Annotated in this window: 21 protein-coding genes; 10 read left to right on the top strand and 11 right to left on the bottom strand. The window is 63.6% G+C overall.

The window, feature by feature from the left end; translation table 11 throughout:
* The first annotated feature begins 3 nt into the window (after nucleotides 1-3).
* From AC1RRJ_RS20665 to AC1RRJ_RS20650, 4 genes are all read left to right on the top strand, one after another.
* Nucleotides 4-1,551: a DHA2 family efflux MFS transporter permease subunit gene (locus AC1RRJ_RS20665; RefSeq protein ID WP_493126222.1), complete on the top strand. Its 1,548-nt coding sequence runs from the start codon at nucleotides 4-6 to the stop codon at nucleotides 1,549-1,551.
* 110 nt (nucleotides 1,552-1,661) lie between these two features.
* A complete protein-coding gene (locus AC1RRJ_RS20660; RefSeq protein WP_493126220.1) occupies nucleotides 1,662-3,533 on the top strand; it encodes an ABC-F family ATP-binding cassette domain-containing protein in 1,872 nt (623 codons plus the stop codon).
* Between the two features lie 193 nt (nucleotides 3,534-3,726).
* The gene (gene hppD, locus AC1RRJ_RS20655; protein WP_493126279.1) at nucleotides 3,727-4,812 is read left to right on the top strand and encodes a 4-hydroxyphenylpyruvate dioxygenase; all 1,086 of its coding nucleotides are present in this window, start codon (nucleotides 3,727-3,729) and stop codon (nucleotides 4,810-4,812) included.
* Nucleotides 4,813-4,884: 72 nt separating this feature from the next.
* Nucleotides 4,885-5,448 carry a VOC family protein gene (locus tag AC1RRJ_RS20650; protein ID WP_493126218.1) on the top strand — a complete coding sequence of 188 codons (564 nt, stop codon included), beginning with the start codon at nucleotides 4,885-4,887 and terminating at the stop codon, nucleotides 5,446-5,448.
* Nucleotides 5,449-5,525: 77 nt separating this feature from the next.
* Here the strand turns inward: AC1RRJ_RS20650 and purH are convergent, their stop codons facing one another.
* Nucleotides 5,526-7,118, bottom strand: coding sequence for a bifunctional phosphoribosylaminoimidazolecarboxamide formyltransferase/IMP cyclohydrolase (gene purH, locus AC1RRJ_RS20645; RefSeq protein WP_493126216.1), 1,593 nt, complete (start codon nucleotides 7,116-7,118; stop codon nucleotides 5,526-5,528).
* Nucleotides 7,119-7,283: 165 nt separating this feature from the next.
* The gene (locus AC1RRJ_RS20640; RefSeq protein WP_493126214.1) at nucleotides 7,284-8,315 is read right to left on the bottom strand and encodes a phytase; all 1,032 of its coding nucleotides are present in this window, start codon (nucleotides 8,313-8,315) and stop codon (nucleotides 7,284-7,286) included.
* Between the two features lie 185 nt (nucleotides 8,316-8,500).
* Between AC1RRJ_RS20640 and AC1RRJ_RS20635 the strand changes: the two genes are divergently transcribed.
* Nucleotides 8,501-10,840 (top strand): TonB-dependent receptor plug domain-containing protein, encoded by a 2,340-nt coding sequence (locus AC1RRJ_RS20635; protein WP_493126212.1) that lies wholly within the window; start codon nucleotides 8,501-8,503, stop codon nucleotides 10,838-10,840.
* Nucleotides 10,841-10,877: 37 nt separating this feature from the next.
* Here the strand turns inward: AC1RRJ_RS20635 and AC1RRJ_RS20630 are convergent, their stop codons facing one another.
* The 7 genes from AC1RRJ_RS20630 to AC1RRJ_RS20600 all read right to left on the bottom strand — a co-directional run bounded on the left by AC1RRJ_RS20630 (nucleotide 10,878) and on the right by AC1RRJ_RS20600 (nucleotide 18,636).
* Nucleotides 10,878-12,647: a heparinase II/III family protein gene (locus AC1RRJ_RS20630; protein ID WP_493126209.1), complete on the bottom strand. Its 1,770-nt coding sequence runs from the start codon at nucleotides 12,645-12,647 to the stop codon at nucleotides 10,878-10,880.
* Between the two features lie 2 nt (nucleotides 12,648-12,649).
* A complete protein-coding gene (gene rpe / locus AC1RRJ_RS20625) occupies nucleotides 12,650-13,321 on the bottom strand; it encodes a ribulose-phosphate 3-epimerase (RefSeq protein WP_493126207.1) in 672 nt (223 codons plus the stop codon).
* A 90-nt stretch (nucleotides 13,322-13,411) separates the two neighbouring features.
* Nucleotides 13,412-13,654, bottom strand: coding sequence for a hypothetical protein (locus AC1RRJ_RS20620; protein WP_493126205.1), 243 nt, complete (start codon nucleotides 13,652-13,654; stop codon nucleotides 13,412-13,414).
* A gap of 2 nt (nucleotides 13,655-13,656) precedes the next feature.
* A complete protein-coding gene (locus AC1RRJ_RS20615) occupies nucleotides 13,657-13,860 on the bottom strand; it encodes a type II toxin-antitoxin system antitoxin (RefSeq protein ID WP_493126203.1) in 204 nt (67 codons plus the stop codon).
* Nucleotides 13,861-13,870: 10 nt separating this feature from the next.
* The gene (locus AC1RRJ_RS20610) at nucleotides 13,871-14,773 is read right to left on the bottom strand and encodes an SPFH domain-containing protein (protein ID WP_493126277.1); all 903 of its coding nucleotides are present in this window, start codon (nucleotides 14,771-14,773) and stop codon (nucleotides 13,871-13,873) included.
* Between the two features lie 686 nt (nucleotides 14,774-15,459).
* Complete coding sequence (locus AC1RRJ_RS20605; RefSeq protein WP_493126201.1) at nucleotides 15,460-17,598, bottom strand: M3 family metallopeptidase; 2,139 nt, start codon at nucleotides 17,596-17,598, stop codon at nucleotides 15,460-15,462.
* A gap of 168 nt (nucleotides 17,599-17,766) precedes the next feature.
* Nucleotides 17,767-18,636 (bottom strand): SMP-30/gluconolactonase/LRE family protein, encoded by an 870-nt coding sequence (locus tag AC1RRJ_RS20600; protein ID WP_493126199.1) that lies wholly within the window; start codon nucleotides 18,634-18,636, stop codon nucleotides 17,767-17,769.
* Nucleotides 18,637-18,869: 233 nt separating this feature from the next.
* Here AC1RRJ_RS20600 and AC1RRJ_RS20595 point away from each other — a divergent pair, with 233 nt between their 5' ends.
* The 4 genes from AC1RRJ_RS20595 to AC1RRJ_RS20580 all read left to right on the top strand — a co-directional run bounded on the left by AC1RRJ_RS20595 (nucleotide 18,870) and on the right by AC1RRJ_RS20580 (nucleotide 22,735).
* Nucleotides 18,870-20,024, top strand: a complete 1,155-nt coding sequence (locus tag AC1RRJ_RS20595) for an acyl-CoA dehydrogenase family protein (protein WP_493126198.1) — start codon at nucleotides 18,870-18,872, stop codon at nucleotides 20,022-20,024.
* A 199-nt stretch (nucleotides 20,025-20,223) separates the two neighbouring features.
* Nucleotides 20,224-21,393: an acetyl-CoA C-acetyltransferase gene (locus AC1RRJ_RS20590; protein ID WP_493126197.1), complete on the top strand. Its 1,170-nt coding sequence runs from the start codon at nucleotides 20,224-20,226 to the stop codon at nucleotides 21,391-21,393.
* Nucleotides 21,394-21,513: 120 nt separating this feature from the next.
* Nucleotides 21,514-22,296: an SDR family NAD(P)-dependent oxidoreductase gene (locus AC1RRJ_RS20585; RefSeq protein WP_493126195.1), complete on the top strand. Its 783-nt coding sequence runs from the start codon at nucleotides 21,514-21,516 to the stop codon at nucleotides 22,294-22,296.
* Nucleotide 22,297: 1 nt separating this feature from the next.
* Nucleotides 22,298-22,735 carry an acyl-CoA thioesterase gene (locus AC1RRJ_RS20580; protein WP_493126193.1) on the top strand — a complete coding sequence of 146 codons (438 nt, stop codon included), beginning with the start codon at nucleotides 22,298-22,300 and terminating at the stop codon, nucleotides 22,733-22,735.
* Here AC1RRJ_RS20580 and gmk read toward each other — a convergent pair.
* Complete coding sequence (gmk, locus tag AC1RRJ_RS20575) at nucleotides 22,732-23,394, bottom strand: guanylate kinase (protein WP_493126191.1); 663 nt, start codon at nucleotides 23,392-23,394, stop codon at nucleotides 22,732-22,734. The two genes, AC1RRJ_RS20580 and gmk, sit on opposite strands and share 4 nt — an antisense overlap.
* A gap of 52 nt (nucleotides 23,395-23,446) precedes the next feature.
* Here gmk and AC1RRJ_RS20570 point away from each other — a divergent pair, with 52 nt between their 5' ends.
* A complete protein-coding gene (locus AC1RRJ_RS20570; RefSeq protein WP_493126189.1) occupies nucleotides 23,447-24,010 on the top strand; it encodes a DUF2585 domain-containing protein in 564 nt (187 codons plus the stop codon).
* Nucleotides 24,011-24,023: 13 nt separating this feature from the next.
* Here the strand turns inward: AC1RRJ_RS20570 and AC1RRJ_RS20565 are convergent, their stop codons facing one another.
* The gene (locus tag AC1RRJ_RS20565; protein WP_493126187.1) at nucleotides 24,024-24,374 is read right to left on the bottom strand and encodes a VOC family protein; all 351 of its coding nucleotides are present in this window, start codon (nucleotides 24,372-24,374) and stop codon (nucleotides 24,024-24,026) included.
* Nucleotides 24,375-24,390 lie beyond the last annotated feature (16 nt).

The following is a 24,390-nucleotide window of genomic DNA, read 5'->3' as shown; positions in this document are numbered from 1 at the left end:
GCGATGGCCAGCGCCGCCCTTACAGCCGGAGCGTCCAGCGAACCCGCACCGCTGACCGGCGTCAAGCTGTTCGCCGCGGCCTTCGCGCTCGCGCTCGCCAATTTCGTCGTCGTGCTCGACATGACGATCGCCAATGTGTCGGTGCCGCATATCGCGGGCGGCCTCGCAGTGTCGCCGACGCAGGGGACATGGGTGATCACCAGCTATGCGGTCGCCGATGCGATCAGCGTGCCGCTGACCGGCTGGCTCGCGATGCGGTTCGGGACGGTGCGCTGGTTCCTCTATTCGATCCTTGGTTTCGGCCTCTTCTCTTTCCTGTGCGGCATTTCGCAGACGCTCGATTCGCTGATCATCTTTCGCATCCTGCAGGGGCTGTCGGGCGGGCCGCTGATGCCGTTATCGCAAATCCTGTTGCTGCGCATTTTTCCGAAGGAAAAGGCGGGCATCGGCCTCGCGATCTGGGCGATGACGACGACCACCGCGCCGATCCTCGGCCCGATCTTGGGCGGCACGATCAGCGACAACTGGAGCTGGCCGTGGATCTTCTTCATCAACCTGCCGGTGGTGGCGATCTGCGCCTTTGGCGTCGGCAGCCTGCTCGGCAAGTTTGAAACCAGGCGTGCGAAGGCGCGGATCGACGTCGTCGGGCTGGTGCTGCTCGTGCTGTCGGTCGGGGCGTTCCAGCTGATGCTCGACACCGGCCGTGAGCATGACTGGTTCGAATCGACCTGGATCGTGATGCTCGCGGTCGTTTCAGTGGTTGGTTTCGCGGCTTTCGTGATCTGGGAACTGACCGACGCCAATCCGGTCGTGGACCTGCGAGTCTTCCGCTTTCGCGGCTTCACCTTTGCCACCGTTGCCATATCGCTCGGCTTCGGAGCCTTTTTCTCGCAGGTCGTGCTGACGCCTTTGTGGCTGCAACAGGTCGCGGGCTATACCGCGACCGAGACGGGCTATGTCGTTGCGTGGATCGGGGTGTTCGCGGTGCTGCTGTCACCGGTTGCGGCGGGATTGATCGGCAAGATCGACATTCGCATCTCGATCTGCGCCGCGCTTTTGTGGATGGGTTTTGTTTCGGTATTGCGCGCGAGCTGGAACGCCGATGTCGATTATTGGACGCTCGCGTTACCGCACCTGCTCCAGGGCTTTGGCATGCCCTTCTTCTTCGTCGGGCTGACTGCGCTCGCGCTGTCGAGCGTTCCCGACAAGGACCAGACGTCGGCGGCTGGGCTGATGAGCTTTTTGCGCACACTGAGCGGTGCGATGGGCACCGCGGTCGCGACGACGGCGTGGGATATGGAGAGCCGCGTTGCACGCTCCGAGCTTGTGTCGGGCATGAACGGTACAGGTGGCACGATGGACCTGCTCCAGCAGGCCGGGATGACGCTCGAGCAGGCTCGCGCCGCGATCGAGCGGCTGGTCGAGGTGCAGGCATCGACGCTGGGCGTGCTGCACCTGTTCCTCGCGTCGGGGGTGGTGTTCGTTTTGGCCGCGACCGCCGTGTGGTTCGCGCCGCTGCCCAAGCATGTGTCGATGGGGGCGTCGCACTAGCGGCTTTTCGCAAGTGCGGCACCGGCCCGCTCCCGCTTCCACGAAGTGGAACAGCCCAGCGGAAATCCAGCCCCTTGGGTTGTGCGTCGCAACATGCTAGGCGCGCGCCCATGCTGACGATCAACGGAATCACTGTACGCCTTGGCGGGCGCGCCATCCTCGAACGCGCCACGGCGAGCCTGCCGGCGAAAAGCCGCGTCGGGCTGATCGGCCGCAACGGCGCGGGCAAATCGACGCTGATGAAGGTCATGATCGGCCAGCTCGAACCCGACGAGGGCAGCATCGACATGCCGCGCCGCACGCGCGTCGGCTATATCGCGCAGGAAGCGCCGAGCGGCACCGCAACGCCCTTCGACACCGTGCTCGCTGCCGACACCGAACGCGCCGAACTGCTGATCGCGTCGGAAACCGAACAGGATCCCGACAAGCTGGGCGATATTCACGAACGGCTGATCGCGATCGACGCCTATACCGCGCCCGCGCGTGCCGCGCGCATCCTGATCGGACTGGGGTTCGACGAGGACATGCAGGCACAGCCGCTCGACAGCTTCTCTGGCGGCTGGAAGATGCGCGTCGCGCTCGCCGCGCTGCTCTTCTCCGAGCCTGACCTGCTGCTGCTCGACGAACCCTCGAACCACCTCGACCTCGAAGCGACGCTGTGGCTCGAGAATTTCCTGCGCGCTTATCCGGGGCAGTTGGTGGTGATCAGCCATGAGCGCGACTTGCTCAACAATGTCGTCGACAATATCCTCCACCTCGAAGGCGGCAAGGTGATGCTCTATGCTGGCGGCTATGACTCCTTCGAGCGGCAGCGCGCTGAACGCGCGGCGCAGCTTGCGGCGGCAAAGGCGTCGCAGGATGCGCAGCGCGCCAAGCTGCAGGATTATGTCGCGCGCAACAGCGCGCGTGCCTCGACCGCGAAGCAGGCGCAGTCGCGCGCCAAAATGCTGGCGAGGATGCAGCCCATCGCCGCGCTTGCCGAGGATCAGACGCTCGCTTTTGATTTCCCGAGCCCCGACGAGCTCAAGCCGCCGCTAATCACGCTCGATCTGGCGAGTGTCGGCTATGCCGACAAGCCGGTGCTCCAGCGGCTCAACCTGCGCATCGATCCCGACGACCGGATCGCGCTGCTCGGCCGCAATGGCAACGGCAAGACCACGCTCGCGCGGCTGCTCGCGGCGCAGCTGTCGCCGATGGCGGGCGCGATGGCGGCGTCGGGCAAGATGCGCGTCGGCTATTTCACCCAGTATCAGGTCGAGGAACTCGACGGCAGCGACACTCCGCTCGCGCATATGACGCGGGTGATGGAGGGCAAGCCGCAGGGCGCGGTGCGCGCGCAGCTCGGACGCTTCGGCTTCTCGGGCAACCGCGCGACGACGCAGGTCGCCAAAATGTCGGGCGGCGAGAAGGCGCGGCTCGCGCTGGCGCTGATCACCCGCGAGGCGCCGCATCTGCTGATCCTCGACGAACCGACCAACCACTTGGACGTCGATGCGCGCGAGGCGCTGGTGCAGGCGCTCAACGGCTTCGAAGGCGCCGTGGTGCTGGTCAGCCACGATCGCCATATGCTCGAACTCACCGCCGACCGGCTGGTGCTCGTCGATGATGGCACTGCGCGCGAATATGACGGCAGCATGGACGATTATGTCGACATGATCCTCGGCAAGGGGCCGGCGAAGGAGAAAATGTCGAAGGCCGACAAGAAGGAAGACCGCAAGGCCGCTGCCGCCGCGCGCGAAGCCGCCGCGAAGGTCAAGAAAGAGGTTTCGGATGCCGAAGCCGATCTCGCCAAATATGAGGTCGTGCTGTCTGCCATCGATCGCGCGATGTTCGACCCGCAGGGCGCGGCGAACGAATATAAGGGCCTGACGATGAGCGAACTGTCGCAGCGGCGCGGCAAGATCGTCGCGGCGCAGGAAGCCGCCGAGGCTCGCTGGGTTGCGGCGAGCGAGGCACTCGAGGCGTTCGGAGCGGCAGCGTAAAGGCTTCGGCGCAGGACAATTTCGGTCATTGCGAGCGCCACGAAGCAATCCAGAGTGCGTAGTCTGCTCTGGATTGCTTCGTGGCGCTCGCAATGACGATCCCATTTGTCATTGGATGCGTGCGCTCCCGCATTGACTCCCCCAACGCATTCCATCATATTAGTTTCAATTGAAACTAGATGGGAAGATGATGATGGCCGACCTTTTCGACAATCCGCTGGGCCTCGACGGCTTTGAATTCGTCGAATTTTCGGCACCCGAAAAGGGAATTCTCGAACCGGTGTTCGAAGCCATGGGCTTCACCCAGATCGCGCATCACCGCTCGAAGGACGTCCAGCTGTGGCGTCAGGGCGGCATCAATCTGATCGCCAATTATCAACCCAAATCGCCCGCCGCCTATTTCTCCGCCGAACATGGCCCGTCGGCGTGCGGCATGGGCTGGCGCGTCCGCGACGCTGCCAAAGCCTATGCAGAGGCTATCGCGCGCGGCGCCGAGCCGGTCGAGGTGATGCCGGGGCCGATGGAGTTGCGCCTGCCCGCGATCCGCGGCATTGGCGGCTCGATCATCTATCTGATCGACCGTTACGGCGATGATCTGAGCATTTATGACATCGACTTCATCTATGAAGAGGGCGTCGACCGCCATCCGGCCGGTGCGGGGATGCAGCTGATCGATCACCTGACCCACAATGTCTACGGCGGCCGGATGGCGCATTGGGCGTCTTTCTACGAACGCATCGCGGGCTTCCGCGAGATCCGCTATTTCGACATCAAAGGCGAATATACTGGGCTGACCTCGAAGGCGATGACCGCCCCCGACGGCAAGATCCGCATTCCGCTGAACGAAGAGGGCGCGGGCGGTGGCGGTCAGATCGAGGAATATCTGCGCGCCTATAACGGTGAGGGCATCCAGCATATCGCGTTCAGCTGCGACGATCTTTATGCCGCGTGGGACAAGCTTAAAGCGCTTGGCAATCCCTTCGCACCTGCACCGCCGGCGACGTATTACGAGATGCTCGAAGAGCGGCTTCCGGGGCATGGCGAGTCGGTCGAGGGCCTCCAGTCGCGCGGTATCCTGCTCGACGGTTCGACGACCGAAGGCGACCCGCGTCTGCTCCTCCAGATTTTCGGTCAGACGGTGATCGGCCCGGTCTTCTTCGAATTCATCCAGCGCAAGAAGGATGAAGGATTCGGCGAAGGCAATTTCACAGCGCTGTTCAAATCGATGGAAATGGACCAGATTCGCCGCGGTGCGCTTGAGGTAAAAGAAGAGGCCTAATCTCTCTTCCGTTCGCCTATCGACAGGGTCGGGGCGAACGGGGCAGATTCAGCACGAACGGAGTTGGGAAAGATGACCAGCCAATCCCCCACCAAGAGCCCGATCAAATTGGGCGGCGTCCACCACGCCGCCTATCGTTGCCGCGATGCGAAGGAGACGGTCGACTGGTACGAGCGCATGCTTGGCATGACCTACACCACCGCCTTTGCCGAGGATCATGTGCCGTCGACCGGCGAATATGATCCTTACATGCACGTCTTCCTCGACGCGGGGAACGGCAACATTCTGGCGTTTTTCGAGCTGCCCAACCAGCCCGACATGGGGCGCGATACGAACACCCCGGCATGGGTCCAGCATCTGGCGTTCAAGGTCGGCAGTTTCGACGAGCTCGTCGCGGCGAAGGCGCATCTGGAAGCGAACGGCATCGACGTGCTTGGGCCGACGCATCATGGCATTTTCAAGTCGATCTATTTCTTCGATCCTAACGGCCACCGCGTCGAGCTGGCGTGCGACATCGGGACCGCCGAACAATATGCCGAACTGCGCCGCGTCGCGCCGTTGATGCTGGACGAATGGAGTCAGACGAAAAAGGCGCCGCGTCACGCGGACTGGTTGCACACCGCAGCGAACGAATAGACATCGTTTCCCGGCGAAAGCCGGGGCTCGTCGCGGCGCCGAAAGCATGGGCCCCGGCTTTCGCCGGGGAACAGCTATCAGTGGCGGAAGTGGCGCATTCCGGTGAACACCATCGCGAGGCCGGCTTCGTTCGCTGCGGCAATCACCTCATCGTCGCGGATCGAGCCGCCCGGCTGAATCACGCAGGTTGCGCCCGCCTCGACCGCCGCGAGCAGGCCGTCGGCGAAGGGGAAGAAGGCGTCGCTCGCGACCGCGCTGCCGACGGTGCGGGGGGCCGCCCAGCCATGCGTCTCGGCGGCTTCGCGTGCCTTGATCGCGGCGATGCGCGCGCTGTCGCGGCGGTTCATCTGGCCTGCGCCGATGCCCGCGGTCGATCCGCCCTTGGCATAGACGATCGCATTCGACTTCACATGCTTGGCGATCGTCCAGGCGAAGAGCGCGTCGGTCAGCTCTTCCTCGGTCGGCGCGCGGTCGGTGACGACTTTCAGGTCGTCGCGGGTGATATGGCCATTGTCGCGGCTCTGCGCGAGCCAGCCGCCCGCGATCGTCTTCATCATCAGGCCGCCGCGCGAGGGATCGGGCAGTTCGCCGGTGAGCAGCAGGCGCAGGTTCTTCTTCTTCGCGAAGACCGCGCGCGCATCGGCGTCGGCGTCGGGGGCGCAGACGACTTCGGTGAAGATACCGCTGATCGCTTCCGCCGTCGGGCCGTCGAGCGGCCGGTTGACCGCGATGATGCCGCCGAACGCCGACACATCGTCACACTTCAGCGCCGCGTCATAGGCTTCGGCGATCGTGGCGCCGCTCGCGACGCCGCACGGATTGGCGTGCTTGACGATGACGCAGGTCGGTCCGGCGTCGCGGAATTCGGCGACCAGCTCGAGCGCCGCGTCGGCGTCGTTGATATTGTTGTAGCTCAGCTCCTTGCCCTGCACCTGTTCGGCCTGCGCGATGCCGCGCGATGCGGGGCCGGCGGGGAGGTAGAGCGCCGCCTTCTGGTGCGGATTCTCGCCGTAGCGCAGCTCGGTTTGCAGCTTTGCGGTCAGCGGCAGTGTGTCGGGGAACAGCTTGCCCTGATCGGCGAAAGCGAACCAGCTGGCGATCATCCCGTCATAGGTCGCGGTGTGGGCAAAGGCAGTGGCGGCGAGGCGCTTGCGCAGCTCCAGCGTCGTCGCGCCGCCATTGGCGTCCATCTCAGCGATCACCGCGGCATAATCCTCGGGCTCGGTGACGATGTTCACGAAAGCGTGGTTCTTCGCTGACGAGCGCACCATCGCGGGACCGCCGATGTCGATATTCTCGATGATCTCGTCGCGCGCCGCGCCCTTCGCGACCGTGGCAGCAAAGGGGTAGAGATTGACGACGACGAGATCGATCGCGCCGATGCCATGTTCTTCCATCGACGCGACATGCGCCGCGTCGTCGCGGACGGCGAGAATGCCGCCGTGGACAGTCGGGTGCAGCGTCTTGACGCGGCCGTCCATCATCTCGGGAAAGCCGGTGAGGTCGGCGACATCGAGGACGGTGTGACCCGCTTCGCGCAGCGCCTTCGCGGTGCCGCCGGTCGAGACCAGTTCGACGCCATGGCGGACGAGCGCTGCGGCGAGGTCGGTGAGACCTGCCTTGTCGCTGACGGACAGAAGCGCGCGGCGGACGGGGACGAGATCGGTCATGGGAAGGGGCTTTGCTTATGGGGTGGAAAGACGCAGTCCCCCTAGGCGCATGGCCGCTTTTGGGCAAGGTGACTCCGCCATCCGTCGCCCCCGCGAAGGCGGGGGTCGCTGGCAACCTTGCGCGAGGCTTCATGCGGCCCCCGCCTTCGCGGGGGCGACGTTTGCCTACAGCCCCAGTGCCGCCGCAATCCGGTCCCAGCCGACCAGCTTGAAATTCTGCGCCTTGGGCGCGTTGTCGCCGTCCTGCGCGATGAACAGCCCGCCGGCATAATCGCCGCCGAAATTGCCCGCCGCCGCGGCAATCCCGTCGGTCTCGCTCGTCGCGCCATAGGCGCCAGCGGCGACCGCGAAGCGCCCGACATAGTCTACGCCGGGCAGGCGGAAGACCGCGAACGCATTGTCGCCCTGGCTCGAGGCGATCAGGTAACGCTGACCCTTGTGGTCGATCGTCGCGAGACCCTCGACATCGGCGACGAGGCGCTGGTTGTCGACCGGCGCGACCAGACGCGCGGTGGCGCCGGCACCGTTGGGCTTCAATTGCCAGATGCCGGCATCTTCCTCGCCGACGTACAGCGTGTCGCCATCGAAGACACAGCCTTCGGACTGGGTCGGAATCTTGTGCTCCCACTGCACCGCAAAGGCGGGCGCCGCGCCGTTGGCGACGGTCAGCGTGCCGACGCGTACCGTGCCGTCCTTGACGATCAGCGCGGCGGTGAGCGGCGCGCCGGGCGCGGTCTGGGCGAGGCAGAGGCCATAGGCTTCGCCCGCACCCGCGGGGGCGCGGCCGATCGCGGTCAGCGCAGGCCTGGCGCCGTCGAGACGGAAGACCGCGAGATGGGCGTTCACGCCATCGTTGCGGTCGCTGGCGACGATGATGTCGCCCATCACATCGACATTGTTGACCAGCCCGGCCTTGATGAACGCCAGATCCTTGCCCGCGAGGTCATAGACATGGAGACCCGCCTTCTTGTCGGTCGCGATGACCAGCGCGCGGCTTGGATCGGCGGGGTCGATCCAGATCGCCGGATCGTCGGCTGCGTCGGCCTGGCCGGTTCCGACAGGAGCTGTTTCGCCGCTCGCTGTGACGGGTGCCGGGGGCAGGCCGTGGATTACCGGCTCGGCCTGTCCGGCGCATCCTGCCAAGGCAGATGCAAAAGCGAATGACGTCAGCAGCTTCCATTTGCGGATGGCGGCCATGATGATTTCCCCTGTTCCGGCGGCGCGAACGCGCAGCTGGCGCGCCCCGTCCCAGCAAAGCGATGCGGCGTCAATACCACAATATTTCCGTAACTTAACTGTCATTCAATTGTCACGCGGCTCGTCGCAAACTGTCACACGCCCCGCCTAGACGCCCGGCAACCACAAAAGGGGGTCTGACCAACATGATTCGAACTTTCAGCCTGCATTCCGCTGCCGCACTCGCGCTTGCCACCGCGCTTGCCGCCGTCCCGGCCGCCGCACAGGAAGCGCCGATCCAGAATGAGGATGGCAGCATCACCACCTCACGCGACATCGTCGTCCTTGGCAGCATCGGCTATCGCAACCGCAGCGAGAATGAGGCCGAACCCGTCGTCAGCTACGACAGCGAATTTTTCCAGCGCTTCGAGCCTTTGACGGCTGGCGACGCGCTGAAGCGCGTGCCGTCGGTGACCTTTCTGTCGGACGTCATCGAAAGCGACGGCGCCCGGCTGCGCGGTCTGCCACCGGGCTATACGCAGATATTGATTAACGGTGAAAAGGTGCCGGGTTCAAATGCCGATCGCAGCTTCTTTCTCGACCGCATTCCCGCCGAACTGATCGAGCGCGTCGAAATCGTCCGCTCCTCCTCCGCGCGGCGCACCGGCGACGCGGTCGCGGGCACGATCAATATCCGTCTGCGCGATGGCTATGCGCTCGACGGTGGCTATCTCCGCGCGGGTGGCCTCTACTATGACGACAAGGAATTCGAGCCGAGCGTCGGCGGCGTGTTCGGCGGCGCACTCGGGCCGGGGCGCTTCCTGATCGGGGGGAATTTCCAGGGACGCCATAATCCGAAGAAAAAATCGTCGTTGCGTTACAGCGATTCGCCGGAAAACAACCCGGATTTTGCGACCGACGATTTCGAGAACCGCGAGGATCAGACTGATACGCGCGACGGCAAGGATTATTCCTTCAACGCGACCTATGACATCAAGGGCGATACGACCGATTTCTCGGTCAATGGATTTTACGTTCATACTGATCGCACCGAAAACGAGCGTAGCTTCGAATATAATCACCCGACCAACATCAACGGGCCGATCCGCGCCACGCCGCCGGGCAATCTGACCGTCGACAACGCCAATGTCGCAAAGATCAATCAGGATAATTACAGCGTCAACGGCAAACTCGCACACCGCTGGTCGCTGGGCGAGACGAGCCTGAAGGTCGGCTACGCTTGGTTCGACGAAGACCGGTTCGAAACCGAATATGAAGTCGAATTCGATCGCGCGCTGCCGCGCTTTACCGGCGACCAGACGCGCACCGGCATCACCGACAAGGAATTTTCGGTGCGGCTGGAGCATGAGTTCGAACTTGGCGAGAACACCAAGCTGCTGTTCGGGGGGCTGTGGCAGGACAAGGATCGCTCGACCTCGATCACCGAGGCGCCGCGCGATCGCTACAATCTGACCGCTGCCAATCGTCAGGGCTATGACCAGTTCGTGCGCAACCCGACCGAGTTCGTGCGCCCCTTCGGTGTTTTTGTTCCGGCTGTCGGCGGCATCAACACGATCGAGGAAAAGCGTCTCGACGGCTTTGTGCTGATCGAGGGTGACATGCCCGGCGTGAAGTGGGAAGCGGGCGTACGCTATGAGACGACCGATCTGACCATCAACGACCTGACGCCGCCCGCGACGCGTATCGACAATGACTACAAGAAGCTGCTTCCCTCGGCATCGGTGAAGATCGACGTCGGCGCGCGCGGTCGCGTCACTGCATCGGCTGCCCGCACCAGCCGCCGGCCGGAGTTTAATTTCCTCTCGCCCGCGACGCTCGATGCCGAGCTTGGCGACAATGATCTGCTCGGCAACCCGCTGCTCGACCCCGAAACATCATGGGGTTTCGATGTCGGTTATGAACAGCGCCTCGGTCGCTCGGGCATTGCCGGCATCAACGTCTTTTACCGCAAGGTGAACGATCTGATCGAGCTCACCAATACGGGCGAGCAAGGATCGGAAGGCGCCGGAACGTTCGTCTACCAGCCGCAGAATATCGGCGACGGCAAGGTGTGGGGTGTCGAATTCGACCTGTCGACCGACCTCGGCTTCGTCGGTCTGCCCGACACTGGCGTCTTCGGCAACGTGTCGTGGCTCGACAGCAAGATCGTCGACGAGTTCGGCAAGCGTCGCTTCAATGGACAGAGCAAGTATGTCTACAATTTTGGCGTGATTCAGGACATCCCGTCGGTCGGCGCAGCCTTCGGTGCGACCTATCGCAAGCAGGGCGGAGCGTTCGACCGGACCGTCGGCGAAGAAGTTTTCACCACCTATGGCGCCGACCTTGAAATCTTCGTTGAAAAGCGTTTCGGCAAGAGTTTCACGATCCGCGCGGTGGGGTCGAACCTGCTGAACGGTGCGAAACGCGAGGTTTTCAACAAGTTCAACACGATCGGCGAACAGAACGCGCGTGATTTCGACGAATATGAACTCGAATCCGAAAAGGCCGGTCCGGTCTTTCAACTGATGGCGCGCTACGCCTTCTGACGCTGTGCGGCGGCGGGCAGTCCCTGGCCCGCCGCCGTCAGCCGATATGCTTGAAAATCCAGCCGACGCTGGCGCCGCCCGCCGGAGCAATGCTGGTGACAACCAATTGCTCAGTCGGATGCGGGCGACCGTTGCCGTCGACCCACAGGCTGTCCTCGACATCCAGCACGCCTTCGGACGTGCGGAATTGCCATAGCGGGCCGCCGTTGATGCGGAGCAGTGCGCCGAGCCGGTCGGCGGTCAGGCTGGCCGACATATTGGGGCCAAGGTGAAAGCGCAGCGCAAAGCCCTTGTCGCCCTTGCGGCGACTGCGCGGGGCGGGGAGCAGCAAATCCTCGCCGCGCAATTCGCGCCCATTGGGTGACAGGATCAGCAGGCGGCGGTGGATCAGACCGTGGCGGCGGGCATAGCCGTCGTGGCTCATCTCGAGCCGGCTGCCCTGCGGCGTTTCGCGGCGGTCGAGCTCGACCTCGGTCACGCCCTTGCCGAGCGAACCATTGGGAAGGATTGCCGTTGAATTGGTGTCGGCGAGGATAAGCGTCGAATGCGCCGCTGTGGTGCGCAGGCCGCGCGCAAGGTCGGTGGGGATCGTCGCGCCGGTCAGCGCGGCGCCCCCGCAATTGACGACGATGCGTTCGTCTCCATCGCTGAGTTCGAAGGCGAGGGTCGAGGCGCAGCCCGCCTCGGTCACGCGGGCGATCGGCGGCGGGGCGGCGTCGGCGAGCAGCACGACCTTGCCCGCGACGAGCCGTTGATAGCCCCAGTCGCGCGCCTGTTTGAGCGGGCGGGTGCGGATGCCGCTGGCGCGGACGATCGCCTGGATGTCGGCCGCGGCGGTCGCGCCGCTGCCCTGCCAGTTGCCCATGCCGCCGTCGCTGTGAACGAGGCCGAGCAGCGCAGGGACCGCGCGTGCGAGCACTTCCTGGACGAAGGGCGGGACTTCCATGCGGCGCATGTCATAGACTTGTGCAAGCATCGACAGCGCCATGATCGCGTCGAGCTGGGCCTGCGGCGAACGCGAGATATTGCCGCCGTCGGCGTAGAAACTGGTCTCGAGCACTTTGCGAAGGCCGGCTTCGCCGAAGATCTGGCGCGGTTCGCCCCCGGGCATCAGCAGCGAAGCGGCGACGATCCCGACCCACGCGACCATCTGGCCGGTGCCGGGGCGAGTCTTGTCGGCGACGCGATCGAGGTGGCGCGCCGCGCGGGCGAGCTGATTGAGCACCGCCGAACGATAGATGAGGTCGCTCGACGACAGGATCAGCGGCGCGTGCGCTGCCCAGAACAGGATGCGCCAAGCGGTGTTGTCGGCCTTCCACGCGGGTTCGCCGACCGTTTCTCCATGCGTCGCCAGCCAGTGGCGAACGACGGCTTCGGCGATCGGCACGCCATCGGTGCGCGTGCCGGTGGCGGCGAGGTCGCGCAGCCAGGCAAAGCTGTGGAGATAATCGGCAAAGGCTGGTGGCACATCGAGCGCGGCGAAATCGAGTTCGCCGAGCGAGAGCTTCAGCCCGCGATGCAGGAAGTGGCCGGCGCGAATCGCGGTGCCCGCGCGCGCGTCGCCCGGAACCGGGTCGACCGGCACGCCGAGCAGCTTGAGCGGGAAACGCCCCTTCAGGCGCAGCGCGTGGAGCGGTGTGCGCCAGGTCAGCCGGGTGATATGGTTGGCGATACGGTCGCCGAGCGTCAGGCCTGTGTCGGCGGGCAGGCGGATCAGGCGCTTGCCGGGCTCGATCGTGTCATCGAGGACGTCGGCAGCGGCGGTACCCGGATCATTATCGGTTGGGGCCGTCACCGGTTTTACCATCCTCAGGCGCCGCGCAGCCGCCGGATATTATCGGCGTAAGCGTCAGGGCCGCCCCTGAAGGTCGCGGTGCCCGCGACCAGCACGTCGGCGCCCGCGGCGATCGCCAGCGGCGCCGTCGCGGCGTCGATACCGCCATCGACCTCCAGCCTGATGTCGCGGCCGGTCTTGTCGATCATCTTGCGGACCGCCTCGATCTTGCGAAGCTGGCTCGAGATGAAGCTCTGGCCGCCGAAACCGGGATTGACGCTCATGATCAGCACCAAGTCGATATCGTCGATCAGATAGTCGAGCATCTTCGCCGGGGTCGCGGGGTTCAGCGACACGCCGGCCTGCTTGCCCAGCGACTTGATGTGCTGGACGGTGCGGTGGATGTGGGGACCCGCCTCGGGATGGACGGTGATGATATCGGCGCCCGCCGCGGCAAAGGCGTCGAGGAAATGATCGACCGGGCTGATCATCAGATGGACGTCGAAGGGCAAGGTCGAGTGCGGGCGCAGCGCCTTCACCACCGCCGGGCCGATCGTCAGATTGGGGACATAATGGCCGTCCATGACGTCGATATGGACCCAGTCGGCGCCCGCTGTTTCGATCGCGCGCACTTCCTCTCCCAGCCGTGCGAAGTCGGCGCTGAGGATGGACGGGGCGATGCGGACAGGGGTGGGATGGGCGGTCATGGAATCGGCCTTAACCATCAAGCCGGTGGGGGGCAAGCGGGGCAGCGCATGCCAGCGATAATTGGCCTGATTTGGGCGCCAGTCGGCGATCTAGCGCCAGCGCCAACCGCCTTCGGTCCTGGCGCGGTAGAGAGGCATTGGGGCCAGTCCTGCGAGCACGACCGCGATCGCCATCGTGATCGGACGGTCTTGCAGCAGCACCGTCAGTCCGGCGATCATCGCGATATGAAGCGCGAGGACCAGCCAGCCTTGCCAGGCGATCGGCAGGCCGGTGCCATAGCCATGGCGCTTGGCGCGGAACCAGGGGCCCTTTTGCGTGAACAGGTGCAGCATGATCAGCCTTCCTTTTTGGATGGGCGCCCGCGTTTGGCGGGGGCTGGCGGTTTGAGGCTTACACCGCGCCGCGTCAGTGCCTCGCGCAGCAACACCTCGATCTCGGCATTGGTGCTGCGCAGTTCGGCCGCCGCCATCCGCTCGATCGCCGCATAGAGCGCGGGATCGAGGCGAAGGGCAAAGGCTTTCCTGGCGGACGCAGACATGGTGGTCGCGTTAATAAAGTGAGCCGGCGTTGACGACGGGTTGGGTGTCGCGTTCGCCGCACAGCACGACCATCAGGTTCGATACCATTGCCGCCTTCCGTTCGTCGTCGAGGTCGACGACGCCTTTTTCGGACAATTGGGTCAGCGCCATTTCGACCATCGTCACCGCACCCTCGACCAGTTTCTTGCGCGCTGCGATCACGGCTTCGGCCTGTTGGCGGCGCAGCATCGCCCCGGCGATTTCCTGCGCATAGGCCAGATGGGTCAGCCCGCATTCGTCGACGGTGATCCCCGCGACGCTCAGCCGTTCGATCAGCGCCTTGCGCAGCTCGACCCCGACCTCGTCATGGTTGCCGCGCAGCGTGACCTCCTGATGCTCGATGTCGTCATAGGGATAGCGCGAGCCGATGGAGCGCACCGCGGCTTCGATCTGCGCCATGACGAATCCCTTATAATCGTCGACGTCGAACAGCGCCTGCGCGGTGTCGGTGACCCGCCAGACGACCTGCGCCGCCATTTCGATGGGGTTGCCGCGCAGGTCGTTGACCTTGATCTTGTCCGAAATCACATTGTTTGCGCGCACCGCGATCTTGTGCCGCGTCAGCCAGGGCAGCACCCAGCGCAGCCCGTTTTCGCGATCGGTGCCCTTATAGGCGCCGAACAACTGGATCGCGGCAGCTTCATTGGGATTGATCAGGTAAAATCCGCACAGGATCAACGTCCCGGCGACGGCACTGGCCGCGAGCATGGCGAGTATCGTCGGCGAGGCATTGTCGTTTGCCAGCTGGATACCGCACCACACGGCAAGGGCCAGCAAGGTCAGCCAGATGAGCAGCATGACATAGCCGCTCGCGGTGGCGGCACGAATTTCGCGCGTCGGGTTCAGGCCAGCCGTTGCATTGGAATCGCTCATCATACCCTCCGATATAATTATGATATCATATTTATATCGGATTTGGCGACGGTCAACCGGATTCGGGCGAACTGGCGCGGATGACGGTTTTGGGGTGGTTAGCAGACGCGTAGATCGGAGTAGTCGCTCGAACAGCTTAGGCGCTTACCTCTCAATTTTCCGCATCCGGAAGTTCGGACGATCATGAACAGATTCTCAACTTCTGCCTTTGGAACTGGGCCAAATTCCATCACTCCGTTGCTGCCATTCCATTGAGGAAACCGCGCAACGCCTATTCGCGCATCGCCCATTTTCTGCGTCAGTTTAGCGAGGCAAGACGGGCTTCCACCGACCGAAACCCGCCAGTGAGCAGCTTTGGATGGCTGGGCTTCGCTGCATGAAAGAAGGAGGGCGCATGATGCCAAGACTATGATCCGAGCGGCTTTCATGAGATGTTGTTACATTGCTCACTGGGTGACGGCAATCGGTCTTTGAGCGCCGTTCCCGTTCCCCGGCGAAAGCCGGGGCCCAGCGCGTAGTACAACAGGCGTCGTTTGGTGGCGCTCTGGACCCCGGCTTTCGCCGGGGAACGGCTTCTGTCGGTAGCATGGCCCTCGGATCAAGCCCGAGGCAACAAGTGGGGCTGACTTCGCATCCCCCCAAACAAAGGGGGCGAAATCGCCCCCTTTGCCTTTGCTGTGTTCGACTTATTCGCCGGTCGGGAAGCCGCGCTTCCGCAGCAGCGCCTTCACGTCGGGGTCGCGGCCGCGGAAGGCGCGGTACGCTTCGGCGCGGTCGGTCTCGTTGCCGGTCATCAACAGGATGGTGCGGAACTTGTCGGCGACGGTGCGATCCCACGGGCCGCCCGCTTCGGTGAAGGCCGCCCAGGTGTCGGCGTCCATCGTTTCGGACCAGAGGTAGCTGTAATAGCCCGCCGAATAGGCGTCGCTCGAGAAGAGGTGGCCGAACTGCGGCAGGCGATGCCGCATGACGATTTCCTTCGGCATCCCGATTTCCGCCAGCGTGTCGCGCTCGAACTTGTCGATGTCGGTCGGCGGCGTCTTGCGGTCGTGCATCTTCATGTCGACGATCGCGCTCGACAGATATTCGACCGTTCCGAAGCCCTGGTTGAACTTGCGCGACGCGAGGATCTTGTCGACCAGCGCCTGCGGCATCGGTGCGCCCGTCTTGTAGTGCGTCGCATATTTCGACAGCACTTCGGGCGTCATCAGCCAGTTTTCGTTCACCTGACTCGGGAATTCGACGAAATCGCGCGGCACCCCGGCGAGCGCCGGATAATAGACCTGCTGCAGCAGATAATGGATGCCGTGGCCGAATTCGTGGAACAGCGTCGTCGCATCGTCGATGCTGATCAGCGTCGGTTCGCCCTTCGCCGCTTCGGTGAAATTATTGTTGTTCGAGGCGAGAACGTTGCGTTCGCCGCCCAGCGTCTGCTGCGCGCGATACGTGGTCATCCATGCGCCCGAGCGCTTTCCGTCGCGGGCGAAATTGTCGAGGTAAAAGACCCCGACATTCTCGTTGGTCTTGAGGTTATAGACCTCGAACGTCCGCACCTTCGGATCGAACACCGGGATGGTGCCGGTGTTTTCCCGGAAGCCCAGATCGTAGAGTTGACCCGCGGCCCAGAACATGCCGTCGACCAGCTTGTCGAGCTGAAGATACGGCTTCACTTCGCTTTCATCGAGGTCGTATTTCGCCTTGCGGACCTTTTCCGAATAATAGCGATAGTCCCAGGGTTCGATCGTGATTTTAGGACCCTTGCCGGCCTTGGCTTCCTGATCGGCGATCGCCTGCATGTCGGCGACCTCTTCCCTGGCGCGCGCGACGGCGCCCGGCCAGACCTTCATCATCAGGTCCATCGCCTTTTCGGGGGTCTTCGCCATCGTGTCGGCCATGCGGTAATGCGCGTGGGTCGCGAAACCGAGCAGTTCGGCGCGCTGCTGGCGCAGCTTCAATATTTCAGCGATCGTCGCATTGGTGTCGTTGGCGTCGCCATTGTCGCCGCGGCCGATGAAAGCGCGCCAGACTTTTTCGCGCAGCGCACGGTTGGTGGCGTTTTGCAGCACCGGCTGCGCCGACGAGCGGGTGTTCTTGATCGCATATTGGCCGGGCTTGCCCGCGGCTTCGGCGGCGGAGGCGAGCGAGGCGATGAAGCCGGCGTCGAGCCCGCCCAGTTCCGCCTTGTCGGTTACCAGCGTGTAGAGCTTTTCATCGCCGAGCAGCTTCGACGAGAAGCTGGAGAACAGGCTTTCGAGTTTGGAGTTGAACTCGACCATTTTTGCCTTGTCGGCGGGGGACAGATTGGCGCCGTCGCGCACCATCTCTTCATAGCTGCGCTCGACGATGCGGATTTGCTGGGCGTTGAGGCCGCTGGTCAGGCGCTTGTCATACACCGCCTTGTAACGGGCGAAGAGCTTGGGCTCGAGGAACAGTTCGGTATAAAATGTCGTGAGCTTGGGGCTCCATTCGGCGTCGATATCCTCGACCCGGTCGTTCGACTTGTTCGACGTCTGGACGCCCCACAGCGCCGAGAGGCGGTCCATCGTGTCGCCTGCGAGCATCATCGGGACATGGGTGTTTTCAAAGGTCGGGGCGGCGGGGTTGTCGATCACTGCCTGCACTTCGGCCTTCACCTCGGCCATCGCCTTGGGGAAGGCGGCGGGGAAGAGTTCGGGGTCGAGCTTGTCCCACGGCGGCACCCCCTCATAGGGGCCGGTCCATGGTGCGAGCATAGGGTTTTCGCCTGCGGGCGCGGTGGCGGTGGCCGGCTTGGCGGCGGCGGATTCGGCAGCGGTGACGGTCATCTGGCTATAACCCATGAGCATCGCAGTGGATGCAAGCAATATCGCCAAAGGGCGGGTGGACGAGCGGCGGACAAGGGGGGGCGCCTGGCGCGGCATCAATGTTTCTCCATGGAAGAACAGGTTTCGATCGAAACCATATCGGCGCGGGCTTTAACCCGACATCGCGCCGAAGTGCAAGGCGGCGGGCCGTTATCCGGCGAATCCGGGGGCGATGAGGCCCGGAACATCGACGCGGAAGGAGAAGACGCCGCCGGCGTGCGGCTGGCGTGCGCGCTCCTCGTCGGTCAGATTCTTGCCCGCGCTGGTGACAAAGGCGGTTTTCAGGTCATCACCGCCGAACGCGATCATCGTCGGGCGCTGAACGGGCAATTCGATCGTCCGGAGCAGTTCGCCGGAGGGCGAAAGGCGTACGACGCGCCAGCCGTCCCACAGCGCCGACCAGTAGCAGCCCTCGGCATCGACCGCGCCGCCGTCGGGGCGGCCATGGCCGATCTCGAACTGGTGCAGCACGCGCGCGGCGCCGAGTGCGCCGGTCACGGGATCGACGTCATAAGCGTCGATGCGGTGCGTCGGGGTGTCGGCGTGATAGAAGGTCCGCCCGTCGGGACTGAACGCCGCGCCATTGCTGGTGGTGAGGCCGCTGAAGATCCAGGTAAGCGATCCATCGGGATCGAGGCGATAGAGGGTCGCGGCGGGGTTCGCCTTGTCGCTCGTCAGGCTGCCGATCCACAGCCGTCCGGTGGCGTCGACGCAGCCGTCGTTGAAACGCTGCTCGGGCTTGTCGGCGAGAATGGCCGGGCCGAAGGGGCGAGGGGCCTCTCCCCACGCGTCGATTAGTGCGCAGCCATCGCGCAGCGCCGCGACCAGTCCGCCGCTCGCGCGGGGAGCGATGCAGCCGACCGGCTGGTCGAGCTGCATCACCTCGTCGATGCCCGTTGCGGGATCGGTGCGGTGGATCTGGTGGGCATCGATATCGACCCAATAGAGGCGTGCGTCGGCGGGGTTCCAGCGCGGCGATTCGCCAAGCTGCGCGCCGGCGTCGAGGAGGAGGTTGACCATGATATGGTCCTAGCGTGGCCCGTCGGTGCTGCCCAGCGTTTGACAATGACCGCAAACCTATTCGTCACGTGACAGGGGCAGGCAAAGAAGTTTCATGCCGTAGCGGCTTTCTACTTGACGTGCACGTAAACGTAAGGTCAGGTGTGGAGTGAAGGCCGTGCCTTGGGCGCGCGGCCATTGGCGCGTTCCGGCTCCCCGATGTCGTCCGGCCGCCTTGGAGAAGAGGAAAGACCATGTCGCTCGATAAGCTGTCGCGAACCGCCTATGGCGAGGACCATGAAGCCTTCCGCGCTACGGTGCGGCAGTTCCTCGAAAAGGAAATCGCCCCCAACGCCGCGAAATGGGCCGAAGACGGCATCGTCCCCAAGGACATCTGGCCCAAGGCCGGCGAGCTGGGCATGCTCTGCCCGACCGTGCCCGAGGCTTATGGCGGACTGGGTCTCGACTTCGGCTATAACGCGATCGTCGACGAAGAGAGCGCCTATTATGGCCGCGCGACGACGGGCTTCTCGCTCCAGTCGGACATCGTCACCAGCTATATCGTGAAATATGGCAGCGAAGAGCAGAAGAAGCATTGGCTGCCCAAGATGGTGTCGGGCGAGGTGATCACCGCGATTGCGATGACCGAACCGGGCACCGGCAGCGATCTTCAGGGCATGCGCACGACCGCGAAGAAGGATGGCAATCATTATGTCATCAACGGGTCGAAAACATACATTACCAACGGCCAGAACGCCGACCTGATCCTCGTCTGCGTCAAGACCGACACCGACGTGCAGCCGGCGTGGAAGGGCGTGTCGATCGTCCTCGTCGAGGCTGATCGCGAAGGTTATGAGCGTGGCCGCAACCTCGACAAGATCGGGCAGGACGAAGCCGATACGTCGGAAATGTTCTTCAACGATGTGCGCGTGCCGATCACCAACTGCCTTGGCGAAGAGGGGCAGGGCTTTATCTATCTGATGAGCGAACTGCCGCAGGAGCGCCTGTCGATCGCGGTGTCGGCGCAGGCGTCGGCGCAGCGCGCGTTCGACGACACCGTCGAATTCACCCGCGACCGCAAGGCATTCGGCAAGCCGATTCTGGACTTCCAGAACACGCGCTTCGTGCTCGCGGACCTCAAGACCAAGCTGCAGGTTGGCTGGGCGCACCTCGACTGGGCGCTGGCGCGTCACCTGAAGAAGGAACTGACCCCTGAAGAGGGCGCCGGGGCGAAGCTGTGGCACACCGAGCTTCAGTGGGAAGTGATGGACAAGTGCCTCCAGCTCCACGGCGGTGCGGGCTATATGAATGAATATCCGATCGCCCGCGCGTGGCGCGCAGCACGCGTGACGCGCATCTTTGGCGGCACGAACGAGATTATGAAGGAACTGATCGGACGGAAGCTCTGACCGAATCTCTCTCCCCTTGCGGGAGAGATAGACTTGGCTGGGCGGCTCGCCGCCTGCCAAGTCTTGTGAGGGGTTCTTACCTTGCGGGCATAACGCAACGCTGCGCCCCTCACCCAGCTTCGACTAGGCGGACAAGCCGCCAAGTCTTCGCAACCCTCTCCCAATGGGAGAGAGGATTTGGATTGAAAGGAATATTCCCATGGCCGAAGCCTATATCGTAGACGCCGTTCGTACCGCTGGCGGCAAGCGCGGCGGCAAGCTTTCCGGCATCCACCCCGTCGACCTCGGCGCCGCGGTGTTCGATGCGATCGCCGACCGCAATGATTTCGACACGTCGGCGATCGAAGACGTCATCACCGGCTGCGTGTCGCAGGGCGGCGAACAGACGATGGACCTCGGCCGCAACGCCGTGCTCGCCTCGAAGCTGCCCGACTCGATCCCCTCGGTAACCATCGACCGCCAGTGCGGATCGTCGCAGCAGGCGATGCAGTTTGCGGCGCAGGGCATTTTGTCGGGAACGCAGGACATGGTCCTCGCCAGCGGAATCGAAAGCATGTCGCGCGTTCCGATGGGCTCGACCGCGATGCTCTATATGAAGGAAGGCATGGGCAATTATAAATCGCCCCGGCTTGAGGAAAAATACCCCGGCATCATGTTCAGCCAGTTTATGGGCGCCGAAATGATCGTCCAGAAGCATGGCTTCACCAAGGACGACCTCGACGCCTATGCGTATGAAAGCCACCGCCGCGCCAAGGCCGCGAGCGAAGCCGGGCGTTTCCAGCGCGAAATCATCGGGGTCGAAATCGAAACCCCCGAGGGTAAGCAAATCCATCTCGTCGACGAAGGCATCCGTTTCGACGCGACGCTCGAAGGCATTGCCGGGGTCAAGCTGCTCCAGGAAGGCGGCTCGATCACCGCGGCTTCGGCGAGCCAGATTTGCGACGGCGCATCGGCGGTGCTGATCTGTTCGGAACAGGCGCTGAAAGACCATGGCCTGACCCCGCGCGCGCGCATCCACCATGTGTCGGTGACCGCGGGTGATCCGGTGATCATGCTCGAAGAACCGTTGTTCGCGACCGAAAAGGCGCTGAAGCGCGCGGGCATGAAGATCGGGGACATCGACGCCTATGAGGTCAACGAGGCGTTCGCCCCGGTGCCGCTTGCATGGCTCAAATATCTGGGCGCCGACCACGCGCGGCTCAACCAGCACGGCGGCGCGATCGCGCTCGGCCACCCGCTCGGCGCCAGCGGCACCAAGCTGATGGCGACCTTGCTCGGCGTGCTCGATGCGACCGGCGGCAAATATGGCCTCCAGACGATGTGCGAAGGCGGCGGTCAGGCCAACGTCACGATCATCGAACGCCTGTAAAACCATCTCCCCTCCCGCACGCGGGAGGGGCCGGGGGAGGGCCTGTTCGTGATCCTCGTCCCATTCACATGCCCCACCCAAAACCTCCCCTGAAGGGGAGGGCTTCAAGGAGAAACCTCAATGAAACTCGATTCCACCGTATCCGCCGTCGTCACCGGCGGCGCCTCGGGCCTTGGTGCCGCTACCGCGCGCGCACTCGCTGCCAAGGGCGTCAAGGTCGCGATCTTTGACCTTCAGGAAGAAAAGGGCCTCGCGCTCGCGGCCGAAATCGGCGGCATTTTCTGCGAAGTGAATGTCACCGACGACGCGAGCGTCGATGCCGGTTTCGCCAAGGCGCGCGAAGCGCATGGTCAGGAACGCATCCTCGTCAATTGCGCCGGCACCGGCAATGCGATCAAGACCGCGAGCCGCAGCAAGGAAGACGGCAGCATCAAGCATTTCCCGCTCGATGCGTTCAACTGGCTGATCCAGATCAACCTCGTCGGCACCTTCCGCTGCATCGCCAAGTCGGCGGCGGGCATGATGACGCTCGACACGATGGAAGACGGCGAGCGCGGCGCGATCGTCAATACCGCATCGGTCGCGGCCGAGGACGGCCAGATCGGTCAGGCGGCCTATTCGGCATCGAAGGGTGGCGTCGTCGGCATGACCCTGCCGATCGCGCGCGATCTCGGCAACGAGAATATCCGCGTCAACACGATCCTGCCGGGCATCTTCGATACCCCGCTGCTCGCCGGCGCGCCGCAGCCGGTGCGCGATGCGCTGGGCGCCTCGGTGCTCAACCCGAAGCGTCTGGGCAACCCCGCCGAATATGCCAATCTTGCGCTGTGCATGATCGAAAACGGCTATTTCAACGGCGAAGACGTCCGTCTCGACGGCGGCATCCGCATGGCGCCGCGCTGATATGGCAAAACCGGAAAGCTGGCGGCTCGATGCCGCCAGCTACCCCGTCTGCGCCGAGTTTCAGACGCGGTTTCAGGACATGGATATCAACGGCCACCTCAACAATGTGGCCTTTGCCGCGCTGTTCGAAAGCGGCCGTGTGCTGCTCAACCGGCAGGTTCGCCCGCTGACCGAACGGCCGGCGGGTGAGCGCACGATGGTTGCGGCGGTCGAGATCAACTATCTCGCCGAAGGCAATTTCCCCGACCCGGTCGAGATCGCGACCGGCATCGGCCGGATCGGCAATTCGAGCTGGACGATCGTCCAGGCGATGTTCCAGAACGGCCACCCGATCGCGAGCTGCGACACGGTGGTCGTGTGCCGGACCGACGGTCAGGCCAAGCCGCTACGCACCGACATGGTCACGGAGCTCGAAGCAAACCTTGTTAAACCGGTTTAGAGTTTCTTGTCGGCGTCGGGGACCGAGCGGATCAGGTCGCGTGCAAAGCCAATAAGCCCGATCTGGCGGCGGCGCTTGAGCCGTTCGGCGCGCAGGATCGCCTGAACTTCGCCGTAGCAGCTTTCGACCTCGTCGTTGATCAGCACATAATCATAGCCGTCCCAGTGGCTGATCTCGTTCGCGGCGCGTTCCATGCGCGCGGTGATCACTTCGTCGCTGTCGGTGTTGCGGCTGCGCAGACGGCGTTCGAGTTCTTCCATCGTCGGCGGCAGGACGAAGACGCGCACCACATCGGGGCCGGCTTCCTGATAGAGCTGCTGTGCGCCCTGCCAGTCGATGTCGAACAAGACGTCCTTGCCCGCGGCTAGCAGTTCTTCGACATGGTGCCGCGGCGTGCCATAGCGATGGCCGAAGACGTGCGCCCATTCGAGGAATTCGCCGTCGGCCGCCATCTTCTTGAAGGTGTCGGTGTCGACGAAATGATAATGAACCCCGTCAATTTCGCCCGGACGCGGCGGGCGCGTGGTCGCGGAGATCGAGAGCGCGATATGATCGTCGGTTTCGAGCATCATTCTCGAAATAGTGGTCTTTCCCGCACCCGAGGGCGAGGAGAGGACGAACAACACGCCGCGGCGGTTCAGGTGGACGCTTTCAGCCATGGGGGCTATTCGCGAAAGCTGCGCCAGCGGTCAAGCGCGAAGGGGATGGGGCATGGCAGGAATTTCGCGGAACGGCTGGCTGGTCACGGCGGCGCTGCTGGCGATTTTTACCGCGATCCTCTTTGGCATGGGGCGCCCGCCCATCTGCCCGTGCGGCACCGTCAGCCTGTGGCACGGCGTCGTTCAGTCGAACCAGAACAGCCAGCAAATCTCGGACTGGTATAGTTTCAGCCACATCATCCACGGCTTCATCTTTTACGGCCTGTCGCGTTGGTTTCTGCCGCGTCAGCCGCTGTGGATCGCGCTGGCGCTGGCCATCGGGATCGAGGCGGCGTGGGAAATCCTGGAAAATTCGCCGATCATCATCAACCGCTATCGCGAAGTGACGATGGCCTATGGTTATGCGGGCGATTCGATCCTCAATTCAGTGAGCGATGCTGTCTTCATGATGCTCGGGTTTCTTGCCGCGAGCCGGATGCGCTGGTGGGCGACGGTCGCGATAGCGATCGCGTTCGAATTGTTCACGCTGTGGGCGATCCGCGACAATCTGACGCTCAATGTGCTGATGCTGGTCTCGCCCGTCGAGGCGATCAAGGAATGGCAGGCGGGCGGATGAAACGTCGATCGCTTTACCGGTGCGACAGGATGTTCAGCAGACGTCCAAAGGGATCGCGGACGAAGAAGCGCTCCACGCCCCAAGACTCTGTCGCAGGGCCGTATTCGATCATGAGGCCGGCATCGACCACGCGTCTGTGGATATGGGAGAGGTCGTCCACTTCGATCGAAAGGTCGGGAACAGGCGTACCCGATCCGCCCTCGCTGGCGAAACTGATCTGGGGACTTTGATTGCCTGTGCCTGCAAAGGTGACGATCCAGCCATGATCCATGACGATGTCCATGCCCAGAATATCGCCGTAAAAATGCTTCGCTGCGCTGACGTCTTTCGCCGCGATATTGGCTACCACCCGTTTTACGACCATGATCGAGGGCTTCCGA

Source organism: Sphingopyxis sp. GW821-FHT12C06, assembly GCF_058807415.1.
The sequence above is the reverse complement of the archived record's forward strand: the minus strand, read 5'-3'. Positions and strand labels throughout refer to the sequence as shown.